The following is a 16,105-nucleotide window of genomic DNA, read 5'->3' as shown; positions in this document are numbered from 1 at the left end:
GCTAGTCCCCGTCCTCCGCCCAGCCGCTCTGCTGGGCGGCAGGCGCTGCCGCCGGCATCCGCTTGGCGATGAGCGCGCCGGCGAGCAGCAGCAGCGCGAGCGCGGCCGCGTAGGCGAGTGGCCGCGAGGGCTTCGCGCGCCAGGCCCACAGCCGCTCGCGGCGGCGCTGGAAGGTGGGCGCTGCGCGGTAGTCGCTCCAGGCCTGCGCGCGCGCGAGCGCCGCCTCGCCGTCGCGGCCCGTGCGCTCGAGCGCCTGGGCCAGCAGCACGCGCCCCTCCACGCTTCCCTGGCGCGTGCGGCAGAAGCGCTCGAGCGCCGCGAGCGCGCCCTTGTCCCCGGTGAGCTCGCCGCGCCGCAGCCGCGAGCGCCCGCGCGCCAGGTCGATGGCGCCCAGGCCGTAGCCCGGCTCGAGGCGCTCCGCCTCGTCCAGCAGCAGCTCGCCCTGCGCCGCCTGGCCCGCGCCGAGGTAGGCCGCGCCCAGCAGGTACAGCGTGGCCACGTCCTCGTCGCCCGCCTCCAGGTTGGGCTTGAGCACCTGGACCGCGGCGGCCGCGCGCCCGCGCGCGAGCCACAGGTCCGCGAGCTCGTAGCGCGCGCGCCGGTCGTGCGGGTTCACCTCCAGCAGGCGCTGCAGGGAGTGCTCTCGCCGCCAGCGCTTCCACGCGCGCAGCGGGCTGGGCAGCAGCTGCAGCGTGAAGCTGTCCAGCCCCCAGTACAGCGCCGCCATCGCCCCGAGCGTGAGCAGCGGGCTGCCGGTCAGGCGCGAGATCAGCATCCACATCATCCAGTTGGAGAGCATCGCAGGTCCCGTTCAGGCCGCTAGATGAGGCGCGCGCACACTTCCGAGTGCACGTCCGCGCCGGCGTCGGTGAGGGTGAGGCGCCCCTCTCTTAGCGTAGCGAGCCCGTGCGCCACCAGACGCCCCAGCTCCGCCTCGCGCGCCGCGGGGTCCTCGCCGTAGGCGCGCAGCAGGGGCTCCCACTGCACCCCCGAGCGCAGCCGCAGCGCCATGGCGAAGCGCTCCTCGAAGAGCTCGCGCGCGCCGAGCGCCTCGCGCGAGGCCTCGGGCAGGCGCCCCGCCTCCACCGCCCGCAGGTACTGCTCGGGGCTGCGCAGGTTCGTATAGCGGCTGCCGGCGAGCCCGCCGCTGCCAGGCGCGTGCAGCATGCCGGTGGCCCCCACGCCCAGCGCGAGGTACTCGCCACCCGTCCAGTACAGCGCGTTGTGCCGGCTCTCGTGCCCTGCCCGCGCGTGGTTGGACACCTCGTAGCGCGAGAGGCCGCGCCGGGCGTAGGCCTCGCGCACGGCCGCGGCCATCTGCACCACCACGTCGTCCTCGGGCAGGTGCAGCTGGCCGCGCGCGAGCTGCTTGGCGAGCGGCGTGTCCTCGGCGAGCTCCTCGCGCTCCACCGTCAGCGCGTAGGTGGACAGGTGCTCGGGCTCGAGCGCCGCGGCGTGTTCTGCGTCCGCCCGCGCCTGCGCGAGGCTCTGGCCGTGCACCCCGTAGATGAAGTCCAGGCTCACGCTGGGAAAGCCCGCGGCGCGCGCCTTGCGGAAGGCTCCCTCCGCCTGCGCGGCGTCGTGGTCGCGGCCCAGGGCCTTCAGCGTCTCGGGCTGGAAGGACTGCACGCCCAGCGACAGCCGGTTCACCCCGGCCGCGCGGTAGCCCGCGTAGCGCTCGGCGTCCGCGACGGTGGGGTTCGCCTCCAGCGTCACCTCCAGGCCGGGCGCGAGCGGCAGCCGCGCGTGCAGCCCCTCGAGCACGCGCTGCACGTAGCGCGGGTGCCACAGCGAGGGCGTGCCGCCGCCCAGGAACACCGACTCGAGCGGGCGGCCGCGCAGGTGCGGCTCGGCCTGCAGCCGCAGCTCCAGCTCCGCGAGCACCGCCTTCGCGTAGCGCTCCTCGGGCAGCTCGCGCGCCACCGCCACGGCGAAGTCGCAGTACGGGCACTTCGCCAGGCAGTAGGGGAAGTGCAGGTAGAGCCCGAAGCGGGCGGCCGACATCCCGGTGTAGGGGTCGACCGGTGCCGAGAAGGGAGCCGGAGAAGGGGCCATGGGGCACGCCGGCAGGGGCCGGCTACTTCGCCCCCTTCAGCGCCGCCTCGAGCCGGGCCACCTTCGCCTTGAGGCTCGCGGCCGCTTCGATCGCGGCCTCCGCGGCCACCAGCTTGCGCTTCATCGCGGCCACGTCCGCGCGCAGCCGGTCGCGCTCCGCCGTGAGCTCGGGCGAGGGGGCAGCGGCCGCCGCGGGCGCCGGAGCACTCGCCGCCTTGCGCTCGGCCACCTCGCGCGCGTCGCGCTCGCGGGCGAGCGCCGTCTCGAGCTTCGCCACCTGCGCGGAGAGCGCCGCCGCGCGCTCCTGCGCCGCGCTCGCGTCGCCGGCCGCCCCGCGCTTCGCGGCAGAGGCCTCCTGGCGCGCCGTCTCGAGCGCGGTCTCCAGCTGCGCCACGCGCTGGGCGAGCTTCTGCGCCCGCTCCGCCTCGCCGCGCGCCCGCTGCAGCTCCGCGCCCAGCCGGCCCTCGGCGTCGCCCTTCCCTGCGCTGAGGGCAGCGAGCTGCGCCTCCGCCTGGTGGCGCGACTCCTCGAGTTGCGCGGTGAGCGCCTCCACCTGCGCGCGCTCGGCAGAGAGCGCCTCCTGCGCCGCCTCGAGCGAGCCCGAGAGCTCCGCCTCGCGGGTGCGCGTCTCGCCCAGCTCCTGCTGCGCGAGCTCGAGGCCGCCCTGCGCCCCCGAGAGCTCCTGCTGCACCGCCTCGAGCGTGCCCTGCAGCTCGAGCTCGCGGGTGCTCGCCTCGCCCAGTGCCGCCTGCAGGCTCTCCAGCTCCGCCTGCAGCGCGCGCTCGCGTGCGCCGCCCTCGCCCAGCGCGCCCTGCGCGGCCTCGAGCGAGCCCGAGAGCTCCGCCCTCTCTGCGCGCTCCTCGGCGAGCTGCGCCTCGAGCCGCTCCACCTGCTCGGCGAGCTGCGCGCGCTCCGCGCCCTGGCGCTCCACCGCCTCGCGCAGCGCCGCGCCCTCCTCCACCGCGTGCGCTCCGGCGTCGCGCGCCTCGAGCAGCTCGATGCGCAGCGTCTCGCGCTCGGTGGCGGTGAGGTCCAGCGTCTCCTGCAGCTCGGCGGCCTGGGCGCGCAGCTCGGCAAGGGACACGTCGCGCTCGTCGAGCGACTGCCCCAGCGAGGCGAGCTCCGCGGCCTGCGCCTGCACCTGGCCGCTCAGCTCCGCGCGCTCCTCGGCCAGCCGGTCGCGCTCGGCTTCGAGCTGCTGGGCGCGCGCCTGCGCCTCCTCGAGCGAGCTGCGGGACCACTCGCTCTCGCTCTCCAGCGCGCCGAGCGCCCCTTGCGTCTCGGCGAGCGCGGCCTCCAGCTGCGCCGCGCGCCGCTCCAGCGCCTCGTGCGCCTCGGCGAGCTGCGCGCGCTCCTGCGCGAGCGCCTCGTGCTCCTGGCCCACGCGCTCGAGGTCCGCGAGCACCGCCTGGTACTGCTCCTGGATCGCCTCCAGCGCGCCGCTGGACTCGGCGCTCTGCGCCGCGAGCTCGCTCACCCGGTCTTGCGCGTGCGCGAGCGCCTCCTTCGCGCCCACCAGCTCCTCGGCGAGCCCGCCGCGCGCCGCGCGCTCGGCCTCCAGCGCGCTCGTGAGCTGCGGCAGCTGCACCTCCACCTCGGCGAGCGCGCGGGCGAGGTCCTTGCGGTCGCCCTCGCTGCCGTCCAGCTCCGCCTGCAGCGCGGCCGCGCGCTTCTCGGCCCCTTGCGCCCGGGCGCTCTCGCGCGCGAGCGCCCCTTGCGCCTTGGCGAGCCGCGCGGGCAGGTCCTTGAGCGGCAGCAGCTGCGCCTGTGCATCCGCGAGCGCGCGCGTGGCCGCCTCGAGCTTCTGGCGCAGCGTGTCCGCCTCGAGGTCGCGGTCGGCGTAGAGCGCGCGGGCGCGCGCGAGCGTCTCGGTCTTCTGGCGCAGCACCGCGCGGAAGAACTCGACCTTCTCCTCCGGCGCGCCCGTCTTGGGCATGCGCGGCTCGGGCGGCTCGGCGAAGGGATCCTCCGAGCCCTGCGGCCGGGACATGCTCGCGGCGGCCTGCGTGCTCGCGGCGGCCGGCGCGGGCGCAGTGCCCGTCAGGGTCGCGGGACGGCGCGGTGGCAGGGGCGGCGGGGCCTTGGCCGGGGCGGGCGCCGCTGCGCGCAAGGGGGGCGGAGGCGTCACCGGCGCCAGGGCGGGCGCATCGAAGCTCTCGCGCAGCTCGGCGAGCGGATCGGGCTCCAGCTCTGTGGGAAGGGACGCCATGAGTCCGCGCAGGTTAGCGCCGGGACAGCGCATTCTCCAGATTCGCACCGTGTGGGACGCGCGTGCACTCGGCCGCCTGCAGGGCGGACGGGCAGAGGGCGCGCGCCCGGGCCGCGGACGTCCGGTGGCGTTAGGGAGTGGGACACCCCCTGCGGTTCACCTTGCCCCACCTGGGGGCGGGTGACAGGTTCCGACGCCTCATGCCCCTGCGCTACACCCTGCCCAACGGCCTCACCGTCGTCTTCGAACCGCAACACGCCGCCAAGGTGGCGGCCTTCCAGGTCTGGGTGAAGGTAGGCAGCGCGGACGAGCGCGAGGACCAGGCGGGGCTCGCGCACCTGCACGAGCACATGCTCTTCAAGGGCACCGAGCGCCGCGCCCCGGGCGAGGTCGCGCGCGACGTGGAGGCGCACGGCGGGGAGATCAACGCCTGGACCTCCTTCGACCAGACCGTCTACCACATCGTCATCGCGAGCCAGTTCGCGCGCACCGGCCTGGACATCCTCGGGGACGCCGTGCGCCACAGCGCCTTCGACCCGGAGGAGCTCGCGCGCGAGATCGAGGTCGTCTGCGAGGAGATCAAGCGCAGCCAGGACACGCCGAGCCGGCGCGCGAGCCGCGAGCTCTTCGCCACCGCGTACGCGCGCCACCCCTACCGCCTGCCGGTCATCGGCACCGAGGCGAGCGTGCGCAGCTTCACGCGCGAGAAGGTGCTCGAGTTCTACCGGCGCCACTACACCCCGGCGAACCTGGTGCTCTCGGTCGCGGGCGACGTGCAGGAGGCGGACCTGCGCCAGTGGGTGGAGGAGATCTTCGGCGGCGACTGGGGCCGCCCCTACGCAGGCGCCGTCGCGCGGCCGCAGGAGCCCGCCGCCACAGGCCGGCGCGTCTCGCTCAAGCCGGACGAGGTGAAGGAGGCCTACCTGTACCTGGGCTTCCCCATCCCGCAGGCGGACCACGCGGACGTGCCCGCGCTGGACGTGCTCGCCATGATCGCGGGCCAGGGGGACGCGAGCCGCCTCACGCTCGAGGTGAAGCGCAAGTACAACCTGGTCAACGACGTGCACGCCTCCGCGTACACGCCGCGAGACCCCGGCCTCTTCACCGTGAGCGCCACCCTGCCCAAGGAGCACCTGCCGCGCGCGCTCGAGGAGAGCGCCCGCGTGCTCGCGTCCTTGCGAGCGCAGCCCGTGAGCGAGGAGGAGCTCGCGACGGTGAAGGCCCTGGTGGAGAGCGAGGCCGTGTACCAGCGCGAGACGGTGCAGGGGCTCGCGCGCAAGATGGGCTACTACCAGACGGGCCTGGGCGGGCTCGAGGCCGAGGCGCGCTACTACGAGGAGGTGGCGCGCCTCACCCCGGAGCGCCTGCGCGAGGTGGCCGAGCGCTACTTCCGCTTCGACCGCGCGGTGGTGACGGGCCTCTTGCCCGAGGGCAGCCCCTTCGATGCGGCCGCGGCGGAGGCCGTGCTCGAGCGGGTGGCGCGCGAGGCGCCCGCGGCCCCGGCCGAGCGGCGCGTGCCCCGCACGGCGCGCTCCGAGGAGCCCCTGCGCATCGCCGGCAAGGCGGTGGGGAGCCCCGGGCGCATCGTGGAGGAGCGGCTGCCCTCCGGCGCGCGCCTCATCATCCGCGAGGAGCGCGCGGTGCCGCTCTTCGCCCTGCGCGCGGTGTACCCCGGCGGGCTGCGCTACGAGCGCGAGGCGGACAACGGCCTCACCACGCTGCTGGGGCGCTGCCTCACCCGCGGCACCGCGCGCCACGGCGCGGAGGAGATCAGCCACCTCATCGACCAGTACGCGGGCTCGCTCGCGGGCCAGGGCGGTCGCAACAGCGTGGGCCTGCGCGGCGAGTTCCTCTCGCGCCACCTGCGCCCCGCCTTCGAGCTCTTCGCGGACTGCCTCTCGAACCCCGCCTTCCCCGAGGCCGAGGTCGCGCGCGAGCGCACCCTGCTGCTGCAGGACATCCTCACCCGCGAGGACAAGCCCAGCGGGCTCGCCTTCGACCTCTTCGCCAAGACGCTCTACCGGGTGCATCCCTACCGGATGCCCTCGCTCGGCGAGCAGGCCTCGATGGCGGCGCTCGGCCCCGCGCAGCTGCGCGCCTACCACGCGGCGTACATGGACCCGAGCCAGCTCACGCTCGCCGTGGTGGGCGACGTGCGCACGGACGAGGTGCTCGCGCTCGCGCACGAGGCCTTTGGCCGTGCGCGCGGTGGCGCGAAGCCGCCCCCCGCCATCCCCACCGAGCCCGCGCTCGAGGGCCCGCGCAAGGCGCACCGCCCGCTCGCGCGCGCCCAGGCGCACCTGGTGATGGGCTTTCCCGGCGCGCGGGTGGACGAGCCGTGGCGCCACGCGCTCGAGGTGCTCAGCACGCTGCTCAGCGGCCAGGGCGGCCGGCTCTTCGTGGAGCTGCGCGACAAGCGCTCCATGGCCTACAGCGTGAGCGCCTTCGCGGTGGAGGGCGTGGACCCGGGCTACTTCGCCGTCTACATGGGCACCAGCCCCGAGAAGCTGGACGCCGCGCTCGAGGGCATCCGCCGCGAGCTCGAGCGCGTGCGCGACGAGCCGGTGCCCGAGGAGGAGCTCGCGCGCGCGCGCCAGCACCTCATCGGCACGCACGAGATCGGCCTGCAGCGCAACGGCGCGCGCGCGGCGCTCATGGCGCTGGACGCCGCCTACGGCCTGGGCATGGACAACTTCCTGCACTACGCCGAGCGCGTGGCGGCCGTCACGGCCGAGGACGTGCGCGAGGCGGCGCGTCGGGTCATCGACTTCGACAAGAGCGCGCTCGCAGTCGTAGGCCCGTGATAGAGGGCGCGCCCATGGCTTCGACCTACTTCTCTCTCACCGTGGAGCTGCCCGAGGACCAGGGCGAGTCCGTCCAGGACCTGCTGCACGAGACCGGGGCCACCGGCCTCGAGGTGCGCGACCGCGAGGCGCCGCCCATGCCGGGCGTGCGCGGCCCGAACCCCGGCGAGTGCATCGTCGTCGCCTTCTACGACTCGCGCGAGGAGGCGGAAGGGGCCGAGGGGCTCGTCGCGGAGGGCTTCCCCACGGCGCGCCTGGTGCTCGAGGAGAAGGCGCAGGAGGACTGGAGCAACGCCTGGAAGGCGCTCATCAAGAGCGTGCAGGTGGGCCGGCTCTGGGTGGGCCCGCCGTGGGAGGCGGAAGGCGCGCCGAAGGACAAGGCGCGCCTGGTCATCGAGCCGAAGATGGCCTTCGGCACCGGCGACCACCCCACCACCTCGCTGTGCCTCGCCGCGGTGGACGCCTTCATGGCGGAGCACCCGGGCGCGAGCGTGCTGGACGTGGGCACCGGCACCGGCGTGCTCGCCATCGCCGCCAAGCGCCTCGGCGCGGGCCGCGTGGTGGGCACGGACAACGACCCGATGTCCGTCACGCTCGCCCAGGAGAACGCCGAGCTCAACGGCACGCCCACGGTGGAGCTCAGCGGCAAGGAGCTCACCGAGGTGCAGGGGCCCTTCGACCTCGTCGTGGCCAACATCCTCGCCAACACGCTCGTGGAGCTCGCCCCGCTCATCGCGCCGCGCGTCGGCAAGCGCCTGGTGCTCGCCGGCGTGCTCGCGCACCAGCGGGCCGAGGTCGAGGCGGCCTACCGCGCGCACGGGCTGGTGCCCGAGGCGGGCGGGCAGATCGGCGACTGGGTGCGGCTGGACTTCCACCGCGAGGCCTAGGCCGTGGTCCGGCTCTTCGCCCCCGTGCCCGCGGACGCGCCCGCCGAGCTCGTGCTCGGCGAGGAGCGCCGCCACTACCTGGTGCACGTGCTGCGGCTCGCCGAGGGCGACGCGCTCGAGGTGTTCGACGGGGCGGGGCGCGCCTTCGACGCGCGCGTGCTGGCGCCTGCGGCGGACGGCGCGCTGCGGCTCAGCCTGGGCCCGGCGCGCGAGGCGCCCGCGCGCCGCGCGCTCGCCGTGCTGCAGGGGCTGCCCAAGGGCGACAAGCTGGAGCTGGTGCTGCAGAAGGGCACCGAGCTGGGCGCGGCCGCCTTCTACCCGGTGGCCACGCGCCGCAGCGTGGTGAAGGTGGAGGCGCTCGGGGACAAGCGCGCCGAGAGCAAGACGGCGCGCTGGCAGAAGATCGCCGAGGAGGCGGCGCGCCAGTCGGGGCGCAGCGACGTGCCGCGCGTGCACCCGCCGCAGCCCCTGCTGGAGGCGGCGCGCGCGCTGCCCGCGGGCACGCAGCTGCTGGTGCTCGACGAGGAGGAGCGCGCCCGGCCCCTGGGCGAGGCCTTCCGCCAGCTCGAGCGCCACGCGCCCGTGGCGCTGGTGGTGGGCCCGGAGGGCGGGCTCGCGCGGGAAGAGGTGCAGGCGCTCGAGGCCCTGGGCGCGCGCGCCGTCACCCTCGGGCGGCTGGTGCTGCGCACCGAGACGGCGGCGCTCGCCGCGCTCGCGGTGATGGGCCACCTGGACGGCGAGCTCGGCTAGGCACGCGGGGCCTTCGCGTCAACCGGGACGCCTGGAGGGCAAGCGGGCAGACAGCGCCCGTCCTTTCCCTTGGTGCCGCGTTGCATTCCCCGTTCCTACGTTTCTTTCGTCCGGGACCCGAGGGTCCCACTCACCGCAAGGAGTGACACTCATGGGCATCATCGCATTCATCATCATCGGTCTGATCGCTGGGCTCATCGCGCGCGCCATCCTCCCGGGCCGTCAGAGCATGGGGCTCGTCGCCACCACGCTGCTGGGCATGGTCGGCTCCCTCATCGGTGGTCTCATCGGCTCTCTCTTCCGCCGCGACGGTCAGCTCTTCGACCTGCACCCGACCGGCATCCTGATGTCCGTGGTGGGCGCCATCGTCGTGCTGCTCCTGGTGGGCGCCGCCGGCCGTCGCCGCGTCCACGCGTAAGCCGGACGACACATCCAGGACCCTCTGGTGGGCCCCTGACGCCTCCTCGCTCGGGGAGGGGCCAGGGGCCTGTCCTTTTCTTGCCGCCGGGGCCAGGAGGCTCTTTCATCCGGGTTCGAGCCGTCCGTCATCCCGGAGGAAACGTTGTCCAAGTGCCTGAAGTGCGGCGCCCCCCTGCCCCTCACCGGGGATTGTTCCAGCTGCGCGCACGCCGCGCGCGGAACGCCCCCTCCCGCCACGCCCCCCGGTCTGCTCGACCGTGAGCTGCAGCTGGACCGCCGCCGCGGCCCCGAGCGCGCCGCGAACGAGCCCGCGTGGAGCAGCAACCCCGCGGCCCCGTCCGTGCGCACGCCGCCGGCCGCCGCCCCCGCGAGCGCGCTCCCGCTCGCCGGCCCGCTCCCTGCCGCGCGCGCCCCCGCGAGTGGGCTCCCGCTCGCCGCCGCGCCCGCCATGGCCGCGCCCCCTCCCGCGCCCGTCGCGCCGGCCCCGGTCGTGGCGGCCGTGAGCGCTCCGGCCCCCGCGCCCGCCACGGGCGTGGAGGTGCACGCGCGCCCCGCCTCGCTGTGGCGCCGGCTGCTCTCGTTCACGGTGGACGCGGCCGTCATCCTCGGCCTCGCCGCGCTCTACCTCGTCGCCGCCTCGGCCATCACCGGCCTGCAGGGGCCGCGCGCGGAGCTGGGCGGGCTGGACGGCCTGGTGCTGCGCGCGCGCGCCTACGAGTCCATCCTGCTGCCCGGGCTCGTGCTCACCGTGCTGCTCGCGCTGGTGTACTGCGCGGTCGCCGCCTTCCTCTGGAACGGCCGCACCCTGGGGCGCCGCCTGCTCGGCCTGCGCCTGGTGGACACCCATGGCCTCGCCCCTGCGCCCACGCGCGCGGTGGTGCGCGCGGTGCTCGCGGGCGTCTCCTTCGCGATCTTCCTCGGCGGCTTCTGGCTCGCGCTCTTCGACCGCCGCGGCCAGACGCTGCACGACAAGCTCACCTCCACTTTCGTGGTGCAACCGAGCTAAAGCAGCCTTGTCCCTTGCGGCCGCAGCCGTAAGATGGCCGCGCCCGCCCCATGCCCGCCCGCCTCGCCCAGACCCTGGTCGCGCGCGGCCTTCTCCCGGCGGAGAGGGCCGAGGAGGCGGTGCGCCGCCAGGCGGCCGAGGGCGGCGCGCTGGACACCGTGCTGCTGGAGCTGGGCGTGGTGGAGCGCGGCCTCATGGACGAGGCCGGGCTGCTGCAGGCGCTCGGTGAGGCCTCCGGCTACCGGCCGGTGAACCTGGCGGACTTCGAGCCGAACCCGGACGTCGCCTCCTTCATCCCGCCGAAGATCGCCGAGCGGCTGTGCGTGGTGCCCCTCTCGCTCGACGGGAACACGCTGCACGTCGCGTGCGGCTACCCGGTGCCCCGCAAGGAGCTCGACGAGGTGGGCTTCCTGCTCGGCAAGCCCCTCGAGCTGTGGGTGGCGCTCGAGGTGCGGGTGCGCGAGTGGATCTCGCTCATCTACAAGCAGCCCTTCCTCCCGCGCCACGCGCGCCTCCTCGCCGCGCTGGACCCGCTGCGCGCCGCCGAGGCGCCGCCCCTGCCCGCGCCGCAGCGCACCGCCTCGTCTCCGGCCGTGCCGCAGCCCAGCGCCCCGTCCCCTGCCGCGCGCGCGCCGGAGCCCGCGGCGCCGCGTCCGGCCCCGGAGCCTCGCGCTCCTGCCGCCCCCGCGCCCCGCGCCGCCTCCACGCCCGAGGCCCCGCGCGCCGGCGCCACCCCGCCCGGAAGGGCGCCCGTCGAGGAGCGCACGCTGGAGGAGGACCTCACCCGCGACATGGTGGAGCGCATCGCCCGCCAGGTGATGGAGGAGCCCATCCCGCTCGAGGTGCGCAAGAGCCCGCGCACCGAGGCGGCCGCGCCCCGCCCCACCCCGCCTCCGGCTCCCGCCCCTGCATCGCCGCCCGCGCCCGCTGCCGTCGCTCCGCCTGCCGCGACGCCGCCGCCCCCCGCGCCGGACGCCATCCCCCCACCCGCGTTCGTGCGCGCGCCCCTGCGCCTCAACGCGCCGGCGCCGCAGCAGCCGCCCGCGCCCTCGGCGCCGCCTGCGCCCACTGCAGAGCCCATCCCGCCGCCCGCCTTCGTGCGCGAGCCGCTGCGCCTCAACGCCCCCCGGGCCCCCGAGCCCGCGCGCCCGCCCGTCGCCGCGCCGCGCCCGGCGGACCCCCAGTTCCTCGTCTTCAGTGACCCTGCGCCCGCGGCCCCCGCGCCCGCCGCGCCTCCCGCGGCCGCTGCGCCCCCGCGCGCAGCGACGAGCGCGGCAGCGAGCTCCAGCGCGGGCTCCGCCCCGGGCTCGGCCCCGGGCTCGGCCGACGTGCCGGACTGGACGCTGGCCCAGGCGCGCGCGGCGCTGAAGGACGCCTCGCGCGACCGCGGCCGGCTCATCGACACGGCGCTGCGCTACGGGCGCCGCACCTTCGAGTACGTGGCGGCCTTCGCCGTCATCCGCGGCGCGGCCGTGGGCTGGGAGGCGCGCGGCGAGGGCGCCGACGCGCTCGCGCTCTCGCAGGTCTCGGTGCCGCTGGATGCGGCGAGCGTGTTCCGCACGGTGGCCGTCACCCGCGGCAGCTACGCAGGTCCCCTGCCTCCGGACGCGCTCAGCCGCCACTACCTGGAGCTGTTCGGGCGCGTGTCCCCGCGCACCGTGTGCCTCTACCCGGTGGAGGTGCGCGGCCGGCTGGTGTGCGTGCTGTACGGCGACGCCGGCAGCAAGCCGGTGAGCCAGCGGCGCCTGAGCGACTTCACGCTCTTCTGCCAGGAGCTGGGCGCGGCCTTCCAGGAGCTCATCCTGCACCGCAAGCAGCGCCTCGGAGAGGTGCGCGCGCACGCGCTCAACGTCCCCGAGGACGCGACGCCCTCCGCGCCCGTGGCCACGCCCGCGCTCTTCGCCGGGCTGGGCTGGGGCCCCACGGGCGCCGGCAGCGGCAGCGGCATGGGGCGCGCCGCGTCGCTGAGCCCGCGCATCCAGTCCGAGAGCGAGCGCCCCCCGCCCGACTTCAGCCCCCTGCTCGCGCGCCTCGTCGGCCCGGATGCGGCCCAGCGCTCGCGCGCGATGGCGGAGCTCGCGCGCACGCCCGAGGCGAGCGCGAAGGTGCTCGCCGGGAGCTTCCCCGGCCCCACCGCGTGGAGCCGCCTGCCGGTGCTCGAGCTGCCGCACGCGGACGAGCTGGGCCCCATCCCCGGCGCCCTCAGCCGGCTCGGCCGCCCCGCCGCGCTCGCGCTCGCGCCGCTGCTGGACGCGAACGACGCGGACGCGCGCTACCTCGCGCTGCTCACCGCGGGCAGCCTGCCCTTCGCCGAGCTGGTGCCCGGCGTGCTGCGCGGCCTCTTCGACCTCGAGCCGGACATCTCCAGCGCCGCGCGCGTGGCGGCCACGGCGCTCAAGCGCCTGCCCCGCTTCGACGCGGCGATGAAGGACCTGCGCCAGGAGCTCGCCGCGCGGGACCCCTTGCGCCGCAGCCTCGCCGCGCGCGCGCTCGGATCGCTGCACGACCGCGAGTCCATCGAGGGGCTCATCAACCTCACCGGCAGCGACGACGAGATGTGCGCGCAGGCCGCCGCCGAGGCGCTGCGCGAGGTGACGCGCGCCACCTTCGGCCTGCAGCCGCGCCAGTGGACGGCGTGGTGGGCGGAGAACCGCACGCGCCGCCGCGCCGACTGGCTCGTGGCCGCGCTGCGCCACCGCGAGCTGGACGTGCGCCTCGCCGCCTTCGAGGAGCTGAGCCGGGCGCTCAACGACTCGCTGGGCTACCTCGCGGACGGCTCCGAGCCCGAGCGCGAGGCCGCGGTGCGCCGCTGGGAGGCCGCGCTGCAGGACCCGCAGCGCGCCCGCCGGCTCGCCGTCCTCTAGGACTGAGGCGGCACTGCTCCTGCAGGGCTCCCCGGGGTACAACGAGCCCCTTCCCTCTCCGGAGCCCCGATGTCCTCCTCTCCCGCTCTCTCTGGCACCGTGCTCGTGGTGGACGACGACGTCGCCGTGGGCAAGGTGCTCGGCGCCCTGCTCACGCAGGCGGGCCTGCGCGTGCACCTGACCACCAGCGGCGCACAGGCGCTGCAGGTGCTCGCGCGCCAGCCCATCGACGTGGTGGTGAGCGACGTGCGCATGCCCGGGATGGACGGCCTGCAGCTGCTCGCCGAGGTGCAGCGCAGCGCGCCCGAGCTGCCGGTGCTGCTGCTCACCGCGCACGGCACGGTGCCGCTCGCGGTGGAGGCGATGCGCGCGGGCGCCGCGGACTTCGTGCTCAAGCCCTTCGACCGCGACGAGCTGCTCTTCAGCGTGCGCAAGGCGCTCGCCCGCGCGGAAGCCGCCGCCCGCGCTCCCGAGCCCGCGCGGGCAGGGGCCTTCGTCAGCCGCAGCCCGGCCATGGCCGATGTGCAGGCGCTGCTCGCGCGCGCCGCCTCGAGCCAGGCCACGGTGCTGCTGCGCGGCGAGAGCGGCACGGGCAAGGAGCTCGCCGCCCAGGCGGTGCACGAGGGCAGCGCGCGCCGCGCCGGTCCCCTGGTGAAGCTGCACTGCGCGGCGCTGCCGGAGAGCCTTCTGGAGAGCGAGCTGTTCGGCCACGAGAAGGGCGCCTTCACGGGCGCGGTGCAGCGCAAGCCGGGCCGCGTGGAGCTCGCGCACGGCGGCACGCTGTTCCTGGACGAGATCGGCGAGCTGCCCCCCAGCGTGCAGGTGAAGCTGCTGCGGGTGCTGCAGGAGCGCACCTTCGAGCGCCTCGGCGGCACGCAGACCCAGACCGTGGACGTGCGCTTCGTGGCGGCGACCCACCGGCCGCTCGAGGAGATGGTGAAGCGCGGCGAGTTCCGCGAGGACCTCTTCTACCGCCTCAACGTGGTGCCCGTGTGGCTGCCGCCCCTGCGCGAGCGCCCCGAGGACATCGCGCCGCTCGCCGCGCACTTCCTCACGCTGCACGCGAAGGCCAACGCACGGCCCCCCTTCACCCTCACGCCGGATGCGCTCGCGCTCCTCGAGGCGCAGCCCTGGCCCGGCAACGTGCGCCAGCTGCAGAACTTCGTCGAGCGCCTGGTGGTGCTCTCGGACGGTCCCACCCTCACCGCGGCGGACCTCACGCGCGAGCTCTCGCGCCAGCCCGGCGTCGCGCAGCCGCCCGCGCCGAGGTCCCCTGCCGAGCCCGGCAGCAGCAGCCTGGACGCCCAGCGGCGCGAGACGGAGCGCGCGGCGCTCGAGGATGCGCTCAAGCGCGCGGGAAACAACCGCACCCTCGCGGCGCGCCTGCTCGGCGTGAGCCGGCGCACCCTCTACAACAAGCTCGAGGAGCACGGGCTGGGCGAGCGCGGCTGAGCACCTGTGCAGCGCGCTGCACGCCCGCTGTGCAGCGCCCTGCACACGGGCACCTGCGCCTCAGGCCGCGCGCGGCAGGTGCAGGCGCAGGGTGGTGCCCTGCCCTTCCGCGCTGGTCAGCTGCACGCGGCCCTCGTGCGCCTCCACCACCCGGCGCACGAACGCGAGCCCCAGCCCGCTGCCCTGCGCCTTGGTGGTGAAGAAGTCGTCGAAGACGCGCTCGAGCACCCGCGCGTTCATCCCCACGCCGGTGTCGCGCACGGTGAGCACCACCCCCTCGGGCTCCTCGGGGGTGGCGGGCGCCGTGCGCACGGTGACGCAGCCCTCGCCCGGCAGGGCCTCGAAGGCGTTGCGCACCACGTTCTCCAGCGCGCCGGAGAGCAGGTCACGGTCCAGCGCCACCGGCGGCAGGGCCTCGCCCAGCTCCACCTCGAGCCGCACGCCGGGGGCCGCCGCGAAGGGCTGCAGCGCGAGCACGTCGCGCACCAGCGCGTTCAGGTCGTGGGGCGCGCGCAGCGCCTCCACCCGGCCCAGCCGCTGGTAGGTGGCCACCACGGCGTTCACCCGCCCCACCTGCTCGAGGATGAGGCCGAGGAACTCCTGCTGCTGCTGCAGCGGCGCCCCCCGCTCCACCTCCCCCTGCAGGAACTGGGTCGCCCCCTGCAGCGCCGCGAGCGGGTTCTTCAGGTCGTGGGCGAGCTGCGCGGAGAAGCGGCCCAGGGTGGCCAGGTGCTCCAGGCGCTCCTTGTGCACGGCGAAGGGGGCGAAGAGGAGGCGGGCCGCGGCGAGCAGCGCCACCGTCACGGCGACGGTGCCGAAGGCCAGCAGCGCGGTGTTCGCCCCCAGCAGCTCGAAGAGCGCGAGGTAGGCGAGCACGCTCGCCAGCGCCACCGCCACGCCCTGCACCATGGCCCGGCGCTCCAGCTCGCGCTCCAGCAGGTGCAGCCGCAGCGCCACCAGTCCCATCACGCACGAGCTCAGGAGCGTGCCCAGGTTCGCCCAGCGCAGCGCGGGCACCCCGAAGTCGGTGCACAGCTCGAGCACCGCGAGCGGCGAGGCCACCGAGAGCGCCACCAGCAGGAGCAGCGTGCGCGCGCGCTCGGCGGGGCTCGGCGCCACGTGCCAGTGCCGCACGAAGAGCAGCGCGCTGCCCACCGAGACGGGCAGCAGCACGGCCAGGTGCACCGCGCCCCAGGTGGCCGAGCCCGCGAAGGCCTGCGCCCAGCGCACGCCACAGAAGGCCAGGGCCGAGCACGCCGCGATGGACCCGCTCGCCGCGTACGCCGCGTAGAGCACCCCTCGCAGCGCGCGGCGCTGTCCCACGAAGGTGAGGATGAAGTGCAGCACCAGCGCCGTGGCGAGCGGGGACGTGGACGCCTCGAGCCAGCGCCACGCGCGCTCCCCCGACATCGCGTGCGCGAGCGCCGCGAAGTTCCACAGGAACATGTCGATGCTCAGCAGCGCGAGCGGGCGCGCGAGCGGGCTGCGCACGTCGCGCCACACCGCGAGCACGGCGAGCGTGAGGTGGCCCACGCACGCGATGACGGAGATCCAGTTGTGGGGGGTCATCTGCGGCATCACTGTAGGGCTCTCGCTCCCCGCTCACCAAGGGGCGGAGCCCGGATGCAGGTGCCCGCAGGCCTTTGCAGGCCGCGGGC

The 16,105-nt window shown here is 76.0% G+C and carries 11 protein-coding genes; 7 read left to right on the top strand and 4 right to left on the bottom strand.

What is annotated here, in order from left to right; translation table 11 throughout:
- Position 1: 1 nt before the first annotated feature.
- The 3 genes from FGE12_RS22190 to FGE12_RS22180 are packed head-to-tail and all read right to left on the bottom strand — an operon-like array spanning position 2 to position 4,264.
- Positions 2–799, bottom strand: coding sequence for a hypothetical protein (locus FGE12_RS22190; protein WP_153868553.1), 798 nt, complete (start codon positions 797–799; stop codon positions 2–4).
- A gap of 20 nt (positions 800–819) precedes the next feature.
- Positions 820–2,055, bottom strand: a complete 1,236-nt coding sequence (gene hemW / locus FGE12_RS22185; RefSeq protein ID WP_228530983.1) for a radical SAM family heme chaperone HemW — start codon at positions 2,053–2,055, stop codon at positions 820–822.
- A 22-nt stretch (positions 2,056–2,077) separates the two neighbouring features.
- Positions 2,078–4,264 (bottom strand): hypothetical protein, encoded by a 2,187-nt coding sequence (locus tag FGE12_RS22180; protein WP_153868552.1) that lies wholly within the window; start codon positions 4,262–4,264, stop codon positions 2,078–2,080.
- 200 nt (positions 4,265–4,464) lie between these two features.
- Between FGE12_RS22180 and FGE12_RS22175 the strand changes: the two genes are divergently transcribed.
- The 7 genes from FGE12_RS22175 (at position 4,465) to FGE12_RS22145 (ending at position 14,447) form a co-directional block, all read left to right on the top strand.
- Positions 4,465–7,068, top strand: coding sequence for a pitrilysin family protein (locus tag FGE12_RS22175; RefSeq protein ID WP_153868551.1), 2,604 nt, complete (start codon positions 4,465–4,467; stop codon positions 7,066–7,068).
- Between the two features lie 14 nt (positions 7,069–7,082).
- Complete coding sequence (locus FGE12_RS22170) at positions 7,083–7,955, top strand: 50S ribosomal protein L11 methyltransferase (protein WP_153868550.1); 873 nt, start codon at positions 7,083–7,085, stop codon at positions 7,953–7,955.
- A gap of 3 nt (positions 7,956–7,958) precedes the next feature.
- Positions 7,959–8,705 (top strand): 16S rRNA (uracil(1498)-N(3))-methyltransferase, encoded by a 747-nt coding sequence (locus FGE12_RS22165; protein WP_194798157.1) that lies wholly within the window; start codon positions 7,959–7,961, stop codon positions 8,703–8,705.
- Positions 8,706–8,856: 151 nt separating this feature from the next.
- A complete protein-coding gene (locus FGE12_RS22160; protein WP_153868549.1) occupies positions 8,857–9,123 on the top strand; it encodes a GlsB/YeaQ/YmgE family stress response membrane protein in 267 nt (88 codons plus the stop codon).
- A gap of 342 nt (positions 9,124–9,465) precedes the next feature.
- A complete protein-coding gene (locus tag FGE12_RS22155; RefSeq protein ID WP_370459107.1) occupies positions 9,466–10,131 on the top strand; it encodes an RDD family protein in 666 nt (221 codons plus the stop codon).
- Between the two features lie 50 nt (positions 10,132–10,181).
- Positions 10,182–12,995, top strand: a complete 2,814-nt coding sequence (locus FGE12_RS22150; RefSeq protein WP_153868548.1) for a FrgA protein — start codon at positions 10,182–10,184, stop codon at positions 12,993–12,995.
- A gap of 69 nt (positions 12,996–13,064) precedes the next feature.
- Positions 13,065–14,447, top strand: a complete 1,383-nt coding sequence (locus tag FGE12_RS22145) for a sigma-54 dependent transcriptional regulator (protein ID WP_153868547.1) — start codon at positions 13,065–13,067, stop codon at positions 14,445–14,447.
- 60 nt (positions 14,448–14,507) lie between these two features.
- Here the strand turns inward: FGE12_RS22145 and FGE12_RS22140 are convergent, their stop codons facing one another.
- Positions 14,508–16,016 (bottom strand): ATP-binding protein, encoded by a 1,509-nt coding sequence (locus tag FGE12_RS22140; protein WP_153868624.1) that lies wholly within the window; start codon positions 16,014–16,016, stop codon positions 14,508–14,510.
- Positions 16,017–16,105 lie beyond the last annotated feature (89 nt).

This window comes from Aggregicoccus sp. 17bor-14, from assembly GCF_009659535.1.
Classification (GTDB): Bacteria; Myxococcota; Myxococcia; order Myxococcales; family Myxococcaceae; genus Aggregicoccus.
Note: the sequence above shows the minus strand (reverse complement) of the source record. Positions and strands in the feature narration are given on the sequence as shown.

Coding starts and splice junctions, on each gene's coding strand:
- FGE12_RS22190 (WP_153868553.1), bottom strand. CDS start 799: ATGCTCTCCAACTGGATGATGTGGATGCTGATCTCGCGCCTGACCGGC.
- hemW (WP_228530983.1), bottom strand. CDS start 2,055: ATGGCCCCTTCTCCGGCTCCCTTCTCGGCACCGGTCGACCCCTACACC.
- FGE12_RS22180 (WP_153868552.1), bottom strand. CDS start 4,264: ATGGCGTCCCTTCCCACAGAGCTGGAGCCCGATCCGCTCGCCGAGCTG.
- FGE12_RS22175 (WP_153868551.1), top strand. CDS start 4,465: ATGCCCCTGCGCTACACCCTGCCCAACGGCCTCACCGTCGTCTTCGAA.
- FGE12_RS22170 (WP_153868550.1), top strand. CDS start 7,083: ATGGCTTCGACCTACTTCTCTCTCACCGTGGAGCTGCCCGAGGACCAG.
- FGE12_RS22160 (WP_153868549.1), top strand. CDS start 8,857: ATGGGCATCATCGCATTCATCATCATCGGTCTGATCGCTGGGCTCATC.
- FGE12_RS22150 (WP_153868548.1), top strand. CDS start 10,182: ATGCCCGCCCGCCTCGCCCAGACCCTGGTCGCGCGCGGCCTTCTCCCG.
- FGE12_RS22145 (WP_153868547.1), top strand. CDS start 13,065: ATGTCCTCCTCTCCCGCTCTCTCTGGCACCGTGCTCGTGGTGGACGAC.
- FGE12_RS22140 (WP_153868624.1), bottom strand. CDS start 16,016: ATGACCCCCCACAACTGGATCTCCGTCATCGCGTGCGTGGGCCACCTC.